This is a genomic window from Pirellulales bacterium, from assembly GCA_036267355.1.
Classification (GTDB): domain Bacteria; phylum Planctomycetota; class Planctomycetia; order Pirellulales; family DATAWG01; genus DATAWG01.
Genome location: DATAWG010000090.1, coordinates 1 through 19,481 on the forward strand (window position 1 = coordinate 1; position 19,481 = coordinate 19,481).

The window sequence follows — 19,481 nt, forward strand, 5'->3', positions numbered from 1 at the left end:
CATACGTCGGCCGCCGCTGGGCCGCGTCCCGCTTGTCGTTCGAACCACCTCTCGTCGCTTCCATATTGGTTCTACGACGAGAATCCTGCTAGCAGGTTAAGCTAGCATCCAAGAATTTCCCCGAGGCGGTAAACAATTACCGCTGGTCAAATGCATCCCCTTTGAGCGGCGACAAGTCCGACAACGTCGGTCCCGTGCATTCCAACGAATTCAATGGCATGTCTTTGATTGGCGACAAATCGGATATGTCCGTGCCGTGGAAATACAAGTTATTTAGGGGCAATCCTCGCAACGGTGACAGGTCGGACAATTGTCTCGAATTGCAGGTAAGAGCTCGTAGTCCGGTAAGAGCCCGAACGGGCGAAATATCCGCGACGCCGTCGCCGAGGGAGAAGAAGGTGACCACTCCATTCTTAATCAGATGCGTTTCTTTCCCGTCATAGCTCGGGTTGAGCAACTGCAATTTCTTGGCAACCGCTTCCGCCTGTTTCTCGGCCGGCAGGGCGGGAACCTCCCTGATCCATTCCTGGACGTCGGCATTACCGATCGCCGGAGCCAGTTTCGGGGCGTCGACGAGCGGTTTCTCACCGCCGACATTCGTGATGCTTCGCACAAGGAACTTTGCGTAATGGCCGTCGTAAGTTCTGACGACATACACGTGTCCCGCAATGCACGGTCGTGGCCCGATGACATATCCCGTCGCATTGGCTTCGGTGACGCTGTCGAGCTTCACGGCGCCCGCGTCGTAAAAACCGACGCTTGCATTGGTAAAGAAATTTCGGAAGACCAATTGTCCTTGCTGCCACTGCAGCCGCAAATCGTCGGTCACTGGAGTGGCATGCGCTCGGCCCTCGGCGAACAGGAAGCCGAGGCTCGGCTTCTTGAAAAGAATAGTTCCGCTCTTGAGGTCCGCGCCTTGAAAAGAACGTGAACCATCTTTCTGAAAGACGTAGTCCAGAGTGACCTCTTTGGAGCGGGGAAGCGTGAGATTGACTTCGCTTTGAGTTCCGGGACTCAAGTCGCAGACTTTATAGTCGCGCTCGAATGCGTCGTTGCGCGGAGGCGCGGCGAAGTCGATGATCACTTGCCGCGGAGCGAGTCCCCGGAACTCATACCGGCCGGCGGCATCCGAGACGGCCCGTGGATTGAAACTGCCGAGCCACCCGCCCGTCAGATTCGTTTCCAAGTACAACGGAACCTCCGCCACGGGGCTGCCTGTATCGTCGGTCACGGTTCCGTGGATCCGGCAGAGTTCTTGGGGGGCTGGCCGTTTCACGGAGATTGTCTGGTAACTCACCTCGCCTTCCCGGACCGACACTAGCGTCGTGGTGATTTCGTGCGTGAAGCTGCCGGCCAGGAGTTGAATACCGCTGGGGGCCAGGGCCCACTTCGGGATCGGGTGGATGAACCAACCGCCGTCGTTGGTTAGGCTGAGCGATTGGCCGTTGCCGAGGGTGATGACGATCTCACCGGCCCCAGCCGGCCGACCGTCCTCGCCGAGAATACGCCCCGCTACGACCGCGCCTCCCAATTTCCGCGACAGGGCGACGGCATTGTCGATGGCATCCTGCAATTCCTTTGGAAACTGCGCATACGCCACCTGCGATGCCTCGGTTGGCTCGGCGGCAGGGGTAGGCGTCATGCCGCCGGGCGGCGTTGGCGGGAAATCCAGCTTCTCTAATTGCTTGGTGCTGAGGGCACGGTCGTAGATCAGAGACTCGTTGACCACGCCTTTGAAGAGCCACGGGATGCCATAGTTGGTCAGCGACCAAGATCGGTCCTGGAAAGCCCCACTGCCTGCCTTGGGAATGCCAACATCTGGAATCGCGCAGTCGGCAACCTGCTTGCCGTCCAGAGACACAATGACAGTGCGGTGTGGCATGTCGACGGCGCACGCGACCGCCTGCCATTTGCCCGTTTCCAGCCGAGCGCCGACAATCTCCTTCGAGAAGGCGCGATTGTTTAGGGCAATCTCGAGATTACCGTGATCGGACCTGCTCATAGCGAACCAGCGCCACCCCACTCCGCCGGTAAGTAGGTTCCTGTTGTTTCCGCTGAAATCGTCGCTCTTGAATCGAAGGACGACCGTGAAGCCGACGGATCAAGGGATGGCGTCGAGCACACGGCATGGTACCCCTGCGTTGGACCGCCATTGCGAACATCATAGAGGCCGTCGGCGTACAGGCCGCCGTCTTTGAAGACCGTATTTTGGAGATCCCACTTGGCCTCGCCCGTCCCCTCGTTTTTGTCGTTGCCTTGGAAGTGGAAGTGCGCGAACGGGGCGGGCAACGGCATGTCGCTAGCGCGGGCCGTGGCGCCACCGGCGGGCGCCGAATTGGCGTTAATTTTGGCGATAGTGTCGGGCTTGCCGAACTCCCCGGCGTTGTACTTCTTCCAGAATTCTGGCGTAGGCATTTTCTTCCAGAAACTTTCGCCCATTGTTCTCAACGTGGCCATCTGCCGGACATCATCGATACCCTTGTTAATTCGGGCGGGCGTAAAGAATAGATCCGCCAACCTTTTGCCGCGCAATGGCGACAGGTCGGACACTTGCGTTTCCGAACATCCCAATCTCACCAGCGGCATATCTTCGACAGGAGTAAGATCGGACACCAAGGTTGAATCGCAAATAAGTATTTCCAGCGGCATTCCCTTCAGCGCGACGAGGCTGGCAACCTTTGTATTCTCAAAGCTGATCGTCCGTAACTTCATGCCGATGAGAGGCGAAAGGTCCGTAACGGAAGTTCCCTGAAATGATAAATGCTCAAGAGGCATTCCTTCCAAAGGAGATAGGTCCGAGACCTTGGTCCAATTACAACTGAACCTTTTGAGTTGTAGTCCCTCGAGCGGTGACAGATCCGACAGTTTGCTCTCAACGTTTCCCCAGCCCCCGCCATCGCTCCATACGAGCAGCTTGCGCAGGCCGGGCAGCGCCCGAACCGGCGAAATATCCGAAATGTGATCCGTGTAAAACCCAAATGAATCCACAACCCCGTTTTGGATGATCGGCGGGCCGGAGTTGGAGTCGTTTACCACAGTTCCGTTGTATCCGGGGTTCAGCTCCTTAAGCTTGGCCACGACCATCTTAATCTGCTCCTCGGCCGGGTGAGCCGCAACGCCCTTCACCCATTGCTGAAAGGCGGGATCATTGAGTGTGGCGATCGCCTTGCGAACCGGTACAGCACTTGCCGTGCCGCTCGCGGGTGAGTCAACCGGTGTGCCGGGCCTGGCGGCGATTCCCAGCGCGACGTTGAGGATTTCGTGGCCGCCGTCCTCCAATGCCAGGTCCGTTTCCGAGACGGCGAAACCTTGCTTTTTCACCTCGATGCGGTGCTTGCCGGGCGGGGCAGTGAATTCGGTCGACTTGCCGTCGTCGCCCCAGTGGACGGCGATTGTTTTGCCATCGACAAGCACTTCGGCATTTGGCTGGCTGACACGCAGCGCGATCGTGCCGTCGGCCGTGCGGACTTTGAATAGGCCGATATATAAAATGATGCCGGCGAGCGTGGCGGCGCTCGCAATCGCAGCATGGAGCCAGTAACGGCGAATGACCGAGGCTTGCGTTCGACGGGCCGGAGTGCGGGGCGGACGGGCGCCGATCGGCGGCGCCGCGTGCGCGATCTCTTCAAACAGGTCGCCCAGTGCCGGCTCGGCCAGGGGAATCAAGACCGCTCGTTTGATCGCCGGCGCGTCGCCGTTCGCAATCGGCAGCAGGGCCGCCGCGACTTCGGCGGCCGTTGGCGGGCGAGCGGCGGGATCCTTGGCCAACATTCTGGCGACTAGGTCGGAGAGTTCTTGCGGCACGTCCGGCTGAATTTCCAACAGCGGCCGCGGGATTCCAGTCCGATGCGCGAGCAATGGATTTACGCCGGTGTCCTTGGCGAATGGCGAGACTCCGGCGAGCATGCAATAGAGCGTGCAGCCGAGGCCGTAGATGTCGGCTCGCGGGTCGAGCAGCTTATCGCCGGATCGAACTTCGGGCGCCACATAGTCGAGATAGCCTAAATCATTGCCACTTATTGCTGGCGTCGGTTCCTCCTGCACGGCAGCCGGCAACAGACCGAGCCCGAGAAGCTTTACCGTTCCGGATCGATCGACGACTAGATTTGCCGGGCAGACATCGCCGTGAGCGAGATTCCGTGCGTGCGCGAATTCCAGGCCGTTTGCCGCCTGCAGGGAATACTCGACCGACTGGCGCACGGAGAGCGGCCCCTTCGCGTCGACCATTGCTGCAAGCGAACTGCCTTCGACAAAATCGGCGACGGCGAAGCGACGATTGCCGAGTTCGCGGAAATCCCGTGGAACAATCAGATTTGGATGTTGCAGCTTTGCCGTCGCCGCGACACGTTGCGTGAGGAGATCGCTGTTGGAGCGATCATCGGCTACCGACGGCGGCGGGATCGTGATCGTGACGAGCCGACCGGATCGACGATCTCGGCCCTTGTAGAGTTGTCCCAGCCGACTGTTGCGGATCTTGTCGAGAATCGTGTAGTTTCCGAGTTGCAATCCGCCCCCTCGCCCCTGGTAGACTTTTTGCGCTTGAAATTTGGTCAAAAGCTTGCCGTCGACCAGTTGGCGAGCAAGGTCGTTGACGTCTGCGGGTTGGCCCTTGGGGGGAATAAGGTTTTCAAGATCGCCCGCGGAAATCAGGCCCGAGTTCTTCAGTTGGGCGATGAATTGCTCCAGGGAAACGGCCATTTTAGGACCTTTCGGTTGAAGAAAAAGACCGCCGGATCATACCAATCCTCCCAGCCTGGGGGGAAGCCTTCCTGAGGCGGCATCCACCCCCGATGATCGGGCATGGCGACAGGTTGAATTTGATTGTCGCCGGGTCGATCTTTTTGGTCGTCCCCAATAGAAAGGTCCCGGGCGCCGAATCCCTGTCAAGAAAATCGAGCCCCTGGGTCGCTCCAAGCGTCGCATCGAGTTGTCGAACCATGGTCCGCGGGCCTGCCGTCGGCGAGATCAATCTTGGCTCGAAGGTCCGCGAGGGATTCAGAGACCGACATCGCAATTGCTGGAAGGCGCATCTCATGAGAGGACGTGACAGCAGCGGCGTTGGTTGAATAGCGGCCAGCCACTTGTGGGGTTAGGGGCCTCGCGGTATATTTGTTTTTCGGCCCCCCGAGATAGGGACCTGCGGTCCCGTTCGGTGGCGTCGCAGTGTCTGGCAGGCTAGGTGGTGGCAAATTCTTGTTTCCATGCGGCGTTTTCAGGTGCGGAACGCGGTTGTTCCTGGCCGAATGGGGCGCCACAAATTTAGATTTTCCGAAAGAAGCTATGCAGCATTACGAAACCAAATGTGAGCCGTCGTCGAGCGGGCAATAGCCGTTGGAGATCGACCGGTGGTGGGATTTAGTGCCGGAGCAGGCTGTAGTTTCTGAGCACGCCATGGAAGCAGGGCGACCCTTGGCAAGCACTCCGGTCAGTTTGCTTGAACGACTTAAGACGGCTGACAAGAAATCGCCCGATTGGCGGCAATTTCAAGAGGCGTATCTACCGTTGATCTTCAAATGGCTCTCGCGAATTCCAAAGCTCGGAGCAGAAGCCGATGACTTGGCGCAAGAAACGCTCTTGGTTGCGACTCGCGAGTTGCCGCGTTTCGAGCGGCGCCGCGAGGGGTCTTTTCGGGCATGGCTACGGCAGATCGTGGTCAATCAATCGCGGAACTTCGTGCGCAAGCGAGGCCGGCTTCCGATCGCGGGAATCGCCGAGATGGACGGCTTCCTCAACCAACTGGAAGACCCAAAGAGCGAATTGGCCGCGGAATGGGACCGCCAGCATGATCGTTTCGTGGTTCGGCGGTTGCTTTCGGTCGTTCAAGGTGATTTCGCGCTGAGCACTTGGCAAGCGTTCGAGAAATTCGCGATTCAGGGTATAAGTGTGAATGTCGTGGCTGCGGAACTAGGACTTACGGAAAACGCAGTTTTGCTTGCCAAGTCGCACGTGCTGCAGCGGTTGCGCGAAGAGGCAGCGGGACTGATCGATTAGTCCGCGCTTTTCGTGACAGGCAAAGGCCATTGGCGACCTTTGAAGTAGGGGCAGTTGTTGGGCGTTTGTAGCGATTGACCGCGTTGGCGATAGCAAATTCCGGCAGCACGGTGCTTTCATGGGATCCGCCCCACCGATTCATCCGAGCAACCGCGCGTTGGCTGACTTCGGCTTAGGCAAGCTTCAAACGCAGGACGGAGACATCGTCCGCCGGCACATGGTGTGTTGCGCGCGCTGTCGCGACATCGTCGTTCGGACCCCGCCGGATCAATTTCTTGAGAACGTGCGCGCGGGTTACGCGGGCGATATGGAAAGCGGTCCTGCGCCGCGAATCGAGCCTTCGGTTCCCGCGCGCGGCGCCGAGAAAAGTTCGGCGTTGCGCGGCAGTTCCACCACGCACTCGGTAGCCGCCGTTTCTTCTTTTTCTGTTGCCGCATCGCGGAAAGACGATGATGCCGTGGATGTGGATTCGGCGGCTGAATTTCCGCCGGAATTGCTCAATCATCCGAATTACCGCCTGATCCGATACCTTGGTCGTGGAGGCATGGGTCGCGTTTATCTGGCCACTAATTTGCTGCTCAATCGAAAAGAAGCTTTGAAAGTCATCGCTAAGGCGAAAGCCGATCGGCCCGCCGCTCGGCAACGGTTTCAACAGGAAATCCGTGCTGCCGCGGGCCTGCAGCACCCGAATATCGTGGCGGTTTTCAATGCGTTCGAGGCGGGCACGACGCTCGTCTTCGCGATGGAATACGTGGAAGGAAAGGATCTGTCCGTCGTCGTCGAGGAACTTGGCCCGTTGTCGATCACGAAGGCTGCGTACTACGCTTACCAAGCGGCATTGGGCTTACAAGCCGCCCATGAATCGAAGATGGTGCATCGTGACATCAAGCCGGAAAACTTGATGCTTTCGCAAGTCGCGAATAGACATTCGATCAAGATTCTCGACTTTGGTTTGGCGAAGGCGGCGAGCGAAGAAGAACCTGTCGAAGCGCGGTCCCGCGGCCTGACCGTATCCGGTGAGATGCTTGGAACGCCGGACTTCGTCGCCCCTGAGCAGACGTACGACGCGAGCTCGGCGGATATCCGGGCCGACATCTACAGCCTCGGTTGCACGCTCTATTACTTGCTAACTGGCCGGCGGCCGTTCCGGCGAAGCAACTTCATCGATACGATTCAAGCCCAACGAACGGCGGAAGCGGAGCCCATCGCGCAATTCCGGTCCGACATTCCGCCCGGCTTGGCAAATGTCGTGGCGCGGATGATGCAGAAGCAACCCGAAAATCGTTTTGGGCAGCCGTCCGAGGTAGCGTCGGCGCTTAAGCCATTTTTCGGAGCCAGTCCGTCTTTATCGCGCGCCGGGGTAGCCACATCGTCGATACCGCAATTTGCGAGTCGAAACTCCAGCTCTTCGCCCGGCGCTCCATCGCCGGCGCCCGAACTATCAGCAAGCGCCGCCGGGCCCGCGTCTGCGGCGCATTCGCCATCCAGGCTTTTTCGGACAGCGTTTTTCCTCGTCCCATTTGCGATCTGCTGCTTCGCGGCAGTTTTGATTGCCGGCCGAGGAAGGCAAACTCCCGTCGAACCCGCTGCGATCCGGCCCGCTGTTGGCCAGCGGCCGTTCGTTGCCGGCAGTATGTCGGTTGTGCGGAGTGACGACAATTCACCCGTTATGGCACTCCGCAAACCGCCGGGCCAATTGATGGCCGGTTACCTGAGTCGTTTCAAGACCACTCTTACGGACATGACGAAGGCGATGGCGACGGGCAAGGCCGGGAAATTCGATCCCGTGAAGGAATATAACGATCAAGCCAAGGACCAAATTTGGCTGGAAAGTGGCACGGCCGTCGAGGTTCTCGAACCACCCGGCGCGGCACAAACGGGAGATGCTCCACCCCTGGGAATCAAGGGCGACAACCCGATGGATCAACTGAGCAACCTCGCCGAAGAGGTGAATGTAAAGATTCGCCCGTTGAACGGGACTTACAAGGATGTGGAACTGTGGGTGGCACGCGAACGAATTCGCCGGGAATACGTCGGCGCGGCAACGCAGTGAGTCGCTTGGCTGTGTGCCGAGAACTGCTGTTTTCTCCGAAACATTGCGAGAAGAATCATGGTTATTCCCTCCGCCAGCGATGCCTTAAAATGGATCGGAATCGGCTTGGCCATCGCCATCGTGTCTGTTTTCGAACTGTTTCCTCATTTGACCGATGGAGCGGAAATCCGCGTTTGGACTTCGAAGAGCGGCTTTTCAAAGGAGGCCGAGTTCATCGGATTTAATTCCGAGAAGAAGGTCGTGTTGAGGCTGTTGGACGGCACCGTTCGAGAAGTTCCGTTGAGCATTCTGACCGATGCCGATCAACAGTACATCCATCAAGTCATGGCAAAAGGAGAACCGGCAAAACCGTCGACTCCAGCGACTTCGACAACGCCCGCGGTCTCGTCGAAACCGGATTCTCCTTCAACGCAGGACACAACTGCGGCTGCGGATTCGACCGTTACTCCCGATACGTCCGCGGCGCCGGACCCGAAATTGAAGCGATCGCTCTCGGTCGCCCGCGAACAAGCCAAGGATTGCCGAACCCCGGAAGAAGGCGTGGAGATTTACGATATGCTGTTGGGTCACGCCGGTTTGCCTGCCGATGTCCGGCAGCAGGCGGAAGCGGATCGTGCCGAATGGAAGCGCAAGGTCGACGACGGCTTGGTCCGGTTTGGCACGAAGTGGAGCAGCCAAAGTGAGGTTCGCGCGGCCCGGATCCAAGCACAAGCCGAATTGAAGGAAGGATTGGAATTGGTTCGTCTGAATCAATCCAATTTGGGGATCGACAAACTGCTCGAGGCGAGTAAGACCAATCCCGAAAGCATTCAGGCGGACTTCATCATCGCGACGGCCGACGCGTTGGAATCGCGCCGTTTTGACGAGGCCCTACAACACTACAAGACGTGTCTCAAACGCGATCCGACGAATATCGCCGTACTCAACAACTTAGCGCTCGTGGAGGTCATGGAATCGAAATACGGCGATGCGATCAATCATTGGAAGGCCGCCTCCGAGCAGCGCTACGATAAGCGAATCGCGCAAAATATGGGGCGTCTCATCGACCAATCCGGCAAGCGGCGGATATCGATGCCAGCCGATACTTTAGCGCGACTCACGCGCATTTACTCCGCCAGCGTGGTTTCGGCCCAATTGGCCGGAGGCGATTCTCGCGTCGGCTGGCAATATATGCTGATCCCTCGCGAACAGTTGGTCGAGGAATTGCCGAGCACCGAGACCGCCGACGCTTCGGGCGATGTTTCGGTGGTCTCCTCGGCGAGCGGATTCGCTATTGCGGGCGGATATTTGCTCACCACCCGCCAGTTGACAAGGAATGCGCACGATTTTCAAGTCATCGAGCCGGGCGGTGACAGCAAGCCGTTGCGCGCCAAGCTCGTCGCCGTGTCGCCTTCCGCCGATGTCGCCCTGCTCCAATGCGAGGACATGCGGGCGCCACCGCTGGCCCTTGGCCGGCAGTTGCCGGGCGTTGAATCGGAAGTGCTGATCGCTGGTGTCCGGCCAGCCAGCTCTGCCGGCACCGAGGCATCGACGACGCGGGCTGTCGTCGTCGCCACCCCGCAGTCCTCCGACGATTCGCTGTTGATCTACGACTCGGAGAAGTCCTACGGCGAAGTCGGCGGACCGGTGTGCAACAAATTCGGCGAGGTGGTCGCGCTGCATGCCAAAAATCTGAATCTGCTCGCGCATAAATCGGGCGGCGGCGTTCCGATCTCCGCCGTGCTCGCGTTGCTACACACAAGCCGATTCAACGGTGGTGCCCCTGGCAACCGATCCGAGGAAAGTTGGGCCGAAGTCTCCGACCGTGTTTCCAAATCGGTGGTTACCGTCCTGGCCACGAGCCAAACACAGGATGTGGGCCTTGCGGAGCGAATTGGCAACGACTTCCTCGAAGACTGCACGTGCTGCCGGTGCAAAGGTCGGGGCGTGATGAAATGCACAAACCCCTCTTGCATGCGTGGAACCATTACGGTCATTAAGACACGAATCCTTGGTTACACCCCACAAGGCGTGCCGATTCCGAGCAACGTCACGATCCACCAGATTTGTCCGGTCTGCGGCGGCAGAGGATTTCTGACTTGCAGTGACTGCGGCGGTAGCGGATTCGACCCCGAATTGCGGTTCCGGCCCGCTAGCAAGGCCCTCGCGCAATACCTTAAGCCGGGAGGAGGCGCACCAAAGGACAACACCGAGAGCCCAAGCCCAGCCTTCGGTCATAAGTAATTCGGCCCCAGGTCGGCAGTTTTCATTTTCGGGAGCAACCAAAGTGTCGATCGCGGCTGTTGAACGTGGTCCATGGCATGGTCTCGATATTGGCGCGGGGCGCTATCGCAATTTGACAACGCTCGGTGAAGGTGGCATGGGGTTTGTCTACCGTGCCTTGGATGCCAATCTGAAAACGCAGGTCGTCATCAAGTCGCCGCGGCCGGCGCAGATCAAGAACTCCAATCAGATCGGGCGCTTCGAGAGAGAGATTGGCGCTCTGGTGAAATTGTCGTTTCCGCAGATTGTGCCGATCAGCGACGTCGGCCGCTACAATGGAATTCCCTTCGCCGTGATGCGCTATCTATCCGGGGGAAGTTTGGCGGACCGCATGCGGCCCAAGGGCGCCTTGGCGCGCGCGCCGATGCCGGTCGCAAGCCTGAAGACCTGGCTGGGAAGCATTGCGAAAGCGCTCGACTTCGTGCATTTGCAGAAATATGTCCATCGCGACGTGAAGCCGTCGAATATTCTCTTCGATCAGCATGGCCAGGCGTATTTGAGTGACTTTGGCATCATCCAGGTGTTGGGCGATCGCAGCGACGCGAGCAATCAGCACGGGATGATTATGGGAACAGTCGACTACTTGGCCCCTGAATTGATCGCGGGGAAGGGATGCGATGGCCGGGCCGACCAGTATGCGTTGGCGGTAACCGTTTACGAGGCATTGGCCGGCGAGCTCCCCTTCGGCAAGTTGCCGTTACGTGAGGTGGCGGCGGCGCAAGTTGGCCTTGAGCCGCCGCCGCTCTCGAAGGTTGCCGCCCATGTGCCGCCGGCGATTTCCGCCGCGGTTAGGCGCGGGCTCGCCAAGTCGCCCCAGCAACGATTCCGCTGCTGTACCGATTTTGCGCTGGAAATTCTGCGGGCGATCGCAGCGCCCCAGCCTTCGGATCGAGCAACACCCCTAGCCGGCGGCCTAGCGCCGCCTTCCGCGTCCCCCGATTCCGCAGCACGGGACACTGCTCCCGTGGCGTCGGCTCCGACGAAAAGCCAGCCGCGTTTTCCATCGTCCCAGGCTGACCGAAACCAAGCGACAAGTGTTATCGCGGTCCAAAGGATCGTCCCAGTCCAACACGGTAAAACGCCGGCGAACTCCCCCGCCCCGCGCCGGCGCAGCAACAAATGGTTGCTGCCGGCCTGCATTGCGGTTGCCGTGGCGGCCGTCGGAATGGGGATTGCGATGCTGCCTCGGCATTCGACCCAGGAACCATCGGCTACGGAAAGTCCCCATTCGGCTGCGGAATTGGGCCGACGAATCGAAAACTGGACTGATCGGCTCCATGCCGCCGAGAAATCGATCATGGTCGACAGCCGGCCGCTTCTAAGCCATCCGCAATACGGCAGCGCGGCGGAACTAGCCGAGCTGGTTTCCGGGCGGGCCAAACGCCCCTTGACCGAACTGCGGCAAAAGCTCGACGGCTTCGAACGCGAACTGTCTGACCTCGGACAGCTCGATGCTGATCTTGCCGCCGACGTGGACAAATCTCTGACCCGATCGTCCCCGATCGCAACGGAGACCGACTCCGCACGAAATTCGCTTCGGATGGAACAACGGTCACTGAAAGAACAGGGATCGGCGATTGCAGGCTGCCGAGATCGTTTGACGGAATTGCGCCGTGTTGCCGAGTCGCCGACTGCCAGCCAAGACGAGGCGGTGTCTGCCGAGCTTGCCGCGCTGCGAGAAATGGAAAACTCGGGAGCCGCCCGTCGACGAATCGACGTTAGCCAAGCCACCTTGCAGCGCGCGACCGAGCTTGTCCACGCTACCAATGGCAAGTTGGCAGCAACATCATTGGTGTGCCTCGCGCGATCGCCCGACCCGATTTTTAATCGCGTTGCGATCCGGGCATTGACGGTGCTTCCGGCGGGCCGGCAAGCCGACGTGTGTTGGTCGCTGCTGTTATCCGGCGAGCGAGGCGCAATCGTGGCGGCGGCGGGGCACTTGGAGTCGCATGGCGGGTTGGCGGCATCGTTCAAAATCGACGACGTGCTGGACTTGGCGGAAGAGGCGCCCGATTCGTACGAACCTCTTTTGGGCGTCGTTGCGGCTTGGCTGCAGAGCCCGGCCCAGCGCGAACGCTTATTCCGTTTACAGGCTCCGCGAATGATCGATGAATGGGCGATCGAAATCGAGCAGTCATGCAAGTCTGGGGCCCTGCGCGACCGGGTGCCAGCGCTCCTCGCCGAAATTCTCGACCACCGGTGGACGGCAAGCTACCGTCTGGCCAGCCGCTTGCTCGATCTGCATCCCACTCCGTCCCTCGACGCGTTGTCTGTCGACGGCCTTTCATCATGGTGCGCGGCTGACCCGCAACTCGGCAACAAGCTTGTGCAACGGCTCCTGGCGCGAGGCAAGCCGGCGCAGCGTGACGCCGCATTGGGGATTTACCTCGGCCCAGGATCCTCGATCGATGATGCTGGGCTGTTTCAGTTCTTACGCGATACCAGCGGCCCCGATTCCGTCGGATTGCTGAACCGGTTACTGTCGTCGACCGATGCGAAATCGCTTCAACTGGCCGAGGTCGTTCTTGAAGGGGCTCGCAATTTGGCGCCGCGAGAAGTGGCCTACGACACGGTTTCTGACGCTGCGGCCGAGCGCAAAAGAATCCGCGATCCACTGTTGGCCTTGGCCGGCCAGTCGAACGGCGTGGGCCGAGCCTGGACCTTGAAGCAGTTATTGGGACGGCAATTCGTCGACCAGTTGACGCGCGTCGAAGCCGACCGCGTTCGCCAATTGTCGGCCATCAAGTCGGCGCTGGCGGTGTTGGATAATCCTCTCGTCGACCTTCCGGGCGGCGATGCATCCGGCGATCGCGGTCTCGTGACTCCAACCGCCGCGCTGAAAACCATGCCAACGGACTTGAATCCCGTCGATTGGAAACCCGATGGAAAGTTCGGCCAGACAGTGGTTGGGTTGCGAGCCCGAATTGCCGAAGTTGGCGTTTCCGCTCCGCCGATGGCGGGCAACGACCTGCGGCTCATCGACAAGTATCTCGACTCTCTGCAGCGCTTCACGAATTTCAGCTTCGACATGGCGGAGGTTTACGAGGCGGTCATCACGAAGCAGATTGCCGGAGCTAATCGACAATTGAACAGCAGGCCAGCACGCTCCTGGACATTTCGCTTCTTCAAGGAAAGTCTCGATGTTTTTCGCCGGCGTCGTGACGAATACGAAACTTTGACCAACAAGTCGGACGAGGCTCGCACGTCGCTTCCAGACATTTTGAAGTAGCGAATCGTTGCCGCCGCTTGTGACGGCTGCGAGCGGTCGTCCCCCGCAGCGCCGATCAAAAACCAATGGGTCAAACCGTTGGATTATTTGGGAAGAGAAAATTTGTCGGCATGCCATGAACGACCGCGACAAAACCACCATTCAGCCCTTGTCGAATCGGCCGGCTCCGGCGCCACGAGCGAGCATCGGGCCACCGACGGTTTTACGTTCTGGCCAACTGCCTGCCCGATCGCCGGCAAAGAGCAGGGGAAATCGCCGACGCAGGGCGATTCTGTTGGGCGCCATGGCCCTTTCCCTGCCGGCGCTGGCAGTTGTTGGATATATCCTCTTCCGCGGGCAGTCCTCCTCCGATGCCGAGGGAAGGGAAGTGGCTCGATTTGTCGGGCATCATAGCCCTATCCGATGCTTGGCGCTTTCGGCCGATGGAAAAATCGTAGCTAGCGTGGACGATATGGGGACGCTCTGCGTCTGGCATTCGGAAGGCCGCGATGAATGTTGTCATTTACCTAATCTCGGCCAAGGCCCGCATTCCATTGCCCTATCGGCCGACGGCAAGAAAGTTGCCGTTTGCGGCGTCGAACCTGGAGTTCGAATGTGGGATCTGGATCGGCCGAGCGAAGTGACGCATCTGCAAGATCAGGGGCACACGTTTACAAGCCTCGCGTTCTATCCGGCCCAGTCGCATTTATTGACCGGGGGCCCGGCAGGCCTAATCTTGCTTTGGGATCTCAAATCGAAACGGCCGGTTCGACGATTCTCGATTTCAAGCGGTGAAGTGCGGGCACTCGCCTTTACTCCGGACGGCAAGCGGTTTCTCGTCGGAGATTCGCTTGGAAATCTTCGACTTTGGGATCTTGAGCCGGGCCATGAATCCTTATGCGGCAAGGCGTATGGAACTGCCGTTTCCACGATCGCGCTCGATTCCGAAGGCCGGCAAGCAGCAGTCTGCGCCGCGAAGAGCGCGGCGGGCGGCCTGCCAAGCCTTTGGAGCGTCGACTCGCTGCAGCCGTTGACGCGAATGGCGCCGACTGTCGACGAAGCGACGTCCAGCGGAGTCGCGCTATCGCCCGGCGGAACGCGAGCGCTGTCGGGCGACTCTGCGGGCCGATTGCGGTTGTGGTCGTGTGAAAGCGGAGAAGTCCTCGAAACTTTTGCAGGAGGTCATGCGACTATCACTTGCTGCGCATTCCTGCCGAACGGCTTGATCGCGCTGAGTGGCTCGACGGATTCGACCATTCGGCTGTGGCGATTGCCGCCTTCAAGTGAACGGGAATTGAAACGATTGGAAGAGGCGATCGAGGCCGCGCGTCGTCGGCGCGATGTCTGGGAACTTTATGGAAAGCGAATCCAATTGGCGCGGGACGCTCTCAAGGCCAAACAAGCCAAAGAAGCCTTGGTCGATTTGCGAGCGGCCCTCGTGAGTGTGCCGGTCGGTTCGTTCGAATTTACCGAAGCACAAACCGCCATCCGAAAGATCGAAGATGGCCTGCAAAAACAGGAGCAGGTTCGCACGGCGAGCGAAGCAGGCGAGGCCGCGGCCAAAAAGCGGAATTTTTCCGAAGCGCTCGAGCACTTCGGGCATGCGAAGCAGATTCTCGACGAACCGTTCGACATTTCGGCCGACGAGGTTTCCTGGGCTTCAAAAGACCGGGACTCCGCACGCGAGGAAGTGCAACGGGGCATCGAGAAAATTCAAACCGCGTTGGACACGAAGAATTCGCTTGAGTCCGCTAAATTCGTGCAGACCCTCGGTTTCGAGCATCCGTTGCCGAATCCTTTTGCCTTGCGGGACCCCGGCACGATTGCTTTTTTGCTCACCAGCGATCCGCCGCCGATGGCACAGGCCGCGGACCCGTTGGCTTGGCATTTACAAACCGACCTGGACGTGGAATGGCCGGACGAAAGGGCTGTCCTGCGCGTAATTTTCAGTCGCGACAACGATGACAAGCCGATTGCCGTTGTCGATCGAGCGTTCCGGGCGCACTCGAAGCACCAGGCATTCGACGGCCGCGCGCAACCTCCACCAGGGGGCTGGTCGGCCGGAAAATACAAGATAGCGACAGTTTTAATTACCGATGATGGAGAGAAGCCGCGCGGAGAGCCACGATACTTTGATATGGGGTTGATTCACTGGAACAAAAAGACTTTCGAGCTTACGCCCCAAGCCGCCATCGAGTCGCACTTCTCGATCGACACGGGTTTTGAATTGGACCGCGGTGATCCGCTTGCCATCGTTGCCACCGGATCGATGACGCCCGCGACGTTGGACTTCTACCGCGAATTGCTCTCGGATCGGCACCTCGCGGCGCCGGTCGCGGCCAAGCCCACCGGCATTGCCTGGTCGAGCAATGACCAAATCCTGCGGCGCTTTCGCGTGGTTGAGATGACGGCCAATTATGCCGCCGTCTTGTGGAAATTCAGCGGACAGGAGTGGGTGCCCTACGACGACGCGGCGCATCCGCTTCCCTCGCCGCGTGCCGGCAATCTTCGGCTATCGCTGAATTTGGTGCTCGGTCCGCGCAAATCGGAAGAACTGCCGACCAGTGTAAGCAAGTTGACCGGACTGGCCAGGCTGGCCGCCGAGACCGGCCACTTTTCCGTCGCTGTTTTTCACGGTCGCTTCGATTTTCCGCGGCATTTGTCGTTCTTGGAGCAGGCAGCCCTGCTCAGAAATTTTTCGACCGGCGCAACCGACTCCCTGCCTGACGGCAATCCTTCCCCAGAACCAAAATAGAAAGTCGTGCCATGAACAAGCCGTATTACATTGCCGGAGCGGTGGTTCTTTGCGTCGTCCTGATCGCGATCGCGATGGTCCATTATGAAGCAAGCGAAACTCGTAACGCCATTCGCGAGGTGACTCGCCCAGACCCGCAGCAAGCCGTCGATTCCGCAAGCCATGCGGTCGATCGCGTCGTCGAGCAAGCGCCCAAGGTGAACGAATTGTTGGATAGTGCAACAAAAGCGGCAAGTTCGCTTTTCGGCGATCACTCAGCTCCCACGCAGAACGATCGTCCCGGCACGGTCGATCCCGCGTCGAAGGGTCCCGCACACCGCGGCAATCCTTCCGATGGAAGTAATATAGGGAAGCTCCTTCCACCAAATTTATCCGATTTACCGAACCAAGTTCGGCCGGATCGTTTGGGCGGTCTTGCCGATCAGGCATTCGATCTTGCCGGGAAATTGGCCGAATCCGCGGACACGGCGGGCCAGCAATCCATCGCGCTTTCGCCGGAAGATGAGCGCGCCTGGGGAAAACGGCTTCACGATCGGTTGGTTAAGCAGCAAGAAAAAAGCAGCGATCCGGAGATGCAGATCCGTATCGAACGGCTCGCCAAGCCGCTCATTGCCCGGACTCGTAAAGACATGCTCTACACGTTCACGATCTTGAACGTCAAAGAAGTCAACGCATTTTCGACTGCGGGCGGCTATGTCTACCTGAACCAGGGACTGATGAAATTCGTCGCAGACGACGCGGAGCTGCAGTTCGTTCTCGGCCATGAGATCGGCCACGTCGAATTGTCGCATTGCTCGACGCAAATCGCCGATGTGGCTCAATCGTTGCAAATCGCAATGCCCGACGCCGGCGCCGCGGCCCGAGTCTTGCCTGATCTTCTGAGCCGGCCCTTCACGAAGGATCAAGAATTCGAGGCGGACGCCTACGGTCTGAGGGCGATTCAACGGGCCGGCCGATCGGCGGATTCCGCGATCTCGTTCTTGCGTCGCCTGGGAAAATACGCCGACGAGCAAAGCGGGCCGGCTTCGCCGGCCGACAAGATGGCCGAGCCTCTAGGAAGTCACTTTCATATGCAGCCCCCCGCCGAGGAAAGGATTCGCCGTCTCCAAGCGTTGAGCTCGAGCGCGCCGAATCGCGAACCGTCGATCGACAAGCAGTAGCTCGAAATCCGGCTGCCGTTCAGTGCAGGTCTCTGGCCCGGATTACAAGCCAAATACCGGCGACGAGCGTTAGAAACATTCCCGCCAGAAGCAATACGCTGGTCGAAACGCCGGCTCGCTGGTCCTTGGGGAAGAACGCTTCCGCCAGATCGGGGCGATCGCTGTCGTCGGAAGTTCGCTGCGGCGCGAGGCCCTCTGAAAATGCCGACGGTCCCAGCGTCCAACGGCTCGACTCGATCAGCAGCAGCGACTCAAATCCGGATCGGAGCGGCAGGCAATAGGCGAGCGATTGGAGCGGCGCTTGCATCGTATGAACCGGCAGCAATCCACCGCCCAAGACGACCATCGGTATCAAAACCAAGGGGAGCATGCCGAGCGCGACTTCGGTGGTCCTAGCGACTGCTGATAGCAATAGTCCTAGTGCGAGCCCCGTGCAGGCAACTAGCATCGTGACCAAGAACGAGGAGAACAACGGTCCGTGCAATCCGCATCCCCAACGTGTGCCGACCACCAGGATGGCGCACTGGATCATGCAGAAGAACGCGCCCACGATAAGCTTGGAAAGCACGTATGCGGCGAGATTCAGGTTGACCATGCGCTCGCGGCGGTAGACGGCCCATTCACCGACGATTTCGCGCACCGCGTTGGAGCAGCCGAACCATAACGCGGAAAGCGCCGTCAAAAACACGGTCATGGCCGAGGCATTGGTGGTTTGCGCCCAACTGTCGACCGTCAGCGTTTGCCGCGCGTGCTCACCGAAAACAAGGATGAGGATCAACGCCACGATCGGCGCCTGAATGAGAAGAATTGCCGTGTTCCAACGATCGGCGAGTTTGATACGACACGAGCGCCGAACCAGCGTGATGCATTGGTCTGCGAAAGAACCCCGTTCCGATGCTGTTTTGCGGCTTGCTCCAGCCGGCGCGCGCTGGCCGACGCGTCCGGCGACGAATTCGCGATGATAGCGGGATTTTTCGAAGCGATTCCGCCAAGTATCGGTGGGGCTTTTTTCGAGTCCGCTGAAAATATCCTCCGGCGAAAGTTCTTTTGTTGCCGCCGGCGTCTGTCCTTGCGGATTGAAAAAAGCCACGGCATCCGGATATGCCGGGCCGTAATACACCAGATTTCCCGGACCCGTGCCTTGCCGGTCTTTGGAAACCACCACGAGATTATCCATGAGCCGATAGGCCTCCAGGCTCGGTTGATGGATCGTCAGCAGTATCGACTTTCCCGAATCCGCCAATTGCCGCAGCAACTTCATGACCCGAAGAGAGTCTTCCGAGGACAAACCCGAGGTCGGCTCGTCGAGAAACAAGACCACGGGGTCGGTGAGCAGTTCCATTGCCAAGTTGACGCGTTTTCGCTGTCCGCCGCTGATTCCCTTTCGCTCAGGCGAACCGATCAATGTGTTCGCCGTTCCGTCCAGACCCAGCTGCTGGAGCACGTCTGCGATTCGGGTTTGAATTTCAGCGTCGGTGACGCCGGAAGGCATTCGCAGCCTGGCCGTGTAGTACAGCGCTTGGCCGACCGTCAATTCCCGGTGCATGATGTCGTCTTGCGGCACGTATCCCAAGACCGTGCTGAATTCGCCATAGTATTCGTAGAGATCGCTTCCATTGATGAGAACCTGGCCTGCCGTCGGCTGCGAATAGCCGTTCATCGCGCTCATCAAGGTCGTCTTGCCGGCGCCGCTCGGCCCCATCAGGCCGACGAACTCCGCCGGCAAGATCGTTAACGAAACGTCGTCGAGCAATCGCCTGCCGGGGACGTCGACCACCAGATGCTCTACCTCGACCACCACGCCGCCTGTGGCTTCGCGCCGTCGCCGCAGCCCGCTGGCCGTGACTTCAAGTTGCAGGCTGCCTAGCCCGATGACGTCGCCAATCCGCGCGTTCGTGGCTCCGCTGATGCGGCAACCGTTGACGTAGGTCCCATTGGCCGATCCCAAATCTTCGACAATAACTCCTGCCGCGGAACGTCGAACGCTTGCGTGCCGCCGTGAAACGACCGTCGAATCCAAGACCAAGTCGCAAGTCGGGTCGCGACCAACAA

The 19,481-nt window shown here is 59.3% G+C and carries 9 protein-coding genes and 1 pseudogene; 6 read left to right on the forward strand and 4 right to left on the reverse strand.

All coding sequences use genetic code 11. From position 1 onward, the window contains the following. Positions 1-136: 136 nt before the first annotated feature. A pseudogene (locus VHX65_14195) lies at positions 137-2,035 on the reverse strand (hypothetical protein). Then, positions 1,999-4,698 carry a serine/threonine-protein kinase gene (locus VHX65_14200; GenBank protein ID HEX3999700.1) on the reverse strand — a complete coding sequence of 900 codons (2,700 nt, stop codon included), beginning with the start codon at positions 4,696-4,698 and terminating at the stop codon, positions 1,999-2,001. Before VHX65_14200 ends, VHX65_14195 begins: the two are co-directional and overlap by 37 nt. A 711-nt stretch (positions 4,699-5,409) precedes the next feature. Between VHX65_14200 and VHX65_14205 the strand changes: the two genes are divergently transcribed. Next, a complete protein-coding gene (locus tag VHX65_14205) occupies positions 5,410-5,991 on the forward strand; it encodes a sigma-70 family RNA polymerase sigma factor (GenBank protein HEX3999701.1) in 582 nt (193 codons plus the stop codon). A 172-nt stretch (positions 5,992-6,163) separates the two neighbouring features. On the opposite strand, the gene VHX65_14210 is transcribed toward VHX65_14205, so the two are convergent. Then, positions 6,164-6,823, reverse strand: coding sequence for a hypothetical protein (locus tag VHX65_14210; GenBank protein HEX3999702.1), 660 nt, complete (start codon positions 6,821-6,823; stop codon positions 6,164-6,166). 837 nt (positions 6,824-7,660) lie between these two features. Between VHX65_14210 and VHX65_14215 the strand changes: the two genes are divergently transcribed. The 5 genes from VHX65_14215 (at position 7,661) to VHX65_14235 (ending at position 17,429) form a co-directional block, all read left to right on the forward strand. Further along, complete coding sequence (locus tag VHX65_14215; protein HEX3999703.1) at positions 7,661-8,044, forward strand: hypothetical protein; 384 nt, start codon at positions 7,661-7,663, stop codon at positions 8,042-8,044. 57 nt (positions 8,045-8,101) lie between these two features. Continuing rightward, positions 8,102-10,267 (forward strand): trypsin-like peptidase domain-containing protein, encoded by a 2,166-nt coding sequence (locus VHX65_14220; GenBank protein HEX3999704.1) that lies wholly within the window; start codon positions 8,102-8,104, stop codon positions 10,265-10,267. Between the two features lie 43 nt (positions 10,268-10,310). After that, positions 10,311-13,535 (forward strand): protein kinase, encoded by a 3,225-nt coding sequence (locus VHX65_14225; GenBank protein HEX3999705.1) that lies wholly within the window; start codon positions 10,311-10,313, stop codon positions 13,533-13,535. Positions 13,536-13,818: 283 nt separating this feature from the next. After that, entirely contained in the window at positions 13,819-16,269 is a 2,451-nt protein-coding gene (locus VHX65_14230; GenBank protein HEX3999706.1) for a hypothetical protein, read from the forward strand. 11 nt (positions 16,270-16,280) lie between these two features. Next, on the forward strand, positions 16,281-17,429 hold the full coding sequence (locus VHX65_14235; GenBank protein HEX3999707.1) for a M48 family metalloprotease: 1,149 nt from the start codon (positions 16,281-16,283) through the stop codon (positions 17,427-17,429). A gap of 19 nt (positions 17,430-17,448) precedes the next feature. Here the strand turns inward: VHX65_14235 and VHX65_14240 are convergent. Continuing rightward, on the reverse strand, positions 17,449-19,481 hold a 2,033-nt coding region (locus tag VHX65_14240), incomplete at its 5' end, for an ATP-binding cassette domain-containing protein (GenBank protein HEX3999708.1).